Source organism: Phytoactinopolyspora mesophila (assembly GCF_010122465.1).
In the GTDB taxonomy this organism is placed as follows: domain Bacteria; phylum Actinomycetota; class Actinomycetes; order Jiangellales; family Jiangellaceae; genus Phytoactinopolyspora; species Phytoactinopolyspora mesophila.
Genome location: NZ_WLZY01000027.1, coordinates 1 through 881, shown reverse-complemented (window position 1 = coordinate 881; position 881 = coordinate 1). Strand labels below are relative to the sequence as shown.

Below are 881 nucleotides of genomic sequence, written 5' to 3'. Positions count from 1 at the left end.
TTCGATGTTGTGGCATTGTCGCGGAGCAAGCCGGTGGAGACTGTAGTCAGTGTTCTAGGAAGTTATGCATCGCCAGCGGACCTTGAAGTTCTCGATGAGTACGAGATAGACAGTGTGGTGCATTTAGCGGTTGACCGCGATTCGCGAGTCTTTGAGCCAGATCGGTTTGAGGCGGAAGATAGACATCTCCGCATGAATGTATTGGGCACGCGGACGTTGCTGCGGTTTCTGATCCGACGTGGCTGCAGGCGATTTATTGTCGCCAGTTCCATCGCCGTGACAGGTTGCGTGTTCGGTGAAGCCTTTCTCCCCCGGAAGATTCCAATTCCAGATGACCATCCCTGCGATGCCGTCGATGTTTACGGACTAGGCAAGGCCTTCGTGGAAGATCTTGCGTTCTTCCTTCATCGCGAGAATCCTGATGTCGATATCAGTCTATTCCGACTCGGCGCCGTCGTGCCCAAGAATCCACCACCGCCCGCGGAGCCCGACAAATTCATAGAAGCTGCGCGTGGTCGTCCTTTTGCGTACATGTCCTTGGTCGCGGTATCTGACGTAGTCGAAGCATTGGCAACAGCTGTCGAGAGGCCGGCTGGGGCAGGGGCGCGGCGACTGAATCTCGTTTCATCAACTGCCAGTACGCCAATCCCTGTTCGAGACGCATTACGTATCATATTGGGCGAGCGTGCAGCGGAACTGGACATGAGACATTACGAAAGAAGGGGATACGAGAAGGCGCCCCTGTTCTCAATAGACCGACTGCGCGAGATATATGACTTCTGCCCATCAGTCGATGTACTTTCCACAGCCAACCCAGATCTTTCGTGAGACGGACATTGATCTTCTTCGGCATAGTACACATCCCAGGGCCTCGGCAAGGT

1 protein-coding gene is annotated in these 881 nt (G+C 54.5%); it reads left to right on the top strand.

Annotated features, from left to right (window positions below):
• On the top strand, nucleotides 1-828 hold an 828-nt coding region (locus F7O44_RS29280; protein ID WP_222851823.1), incomplete at its 5' end, for an NAD-dependent epimerase/dehydratase family protein.
• Nucleotides 829-881: the final 53 nt, after the last annotated feature.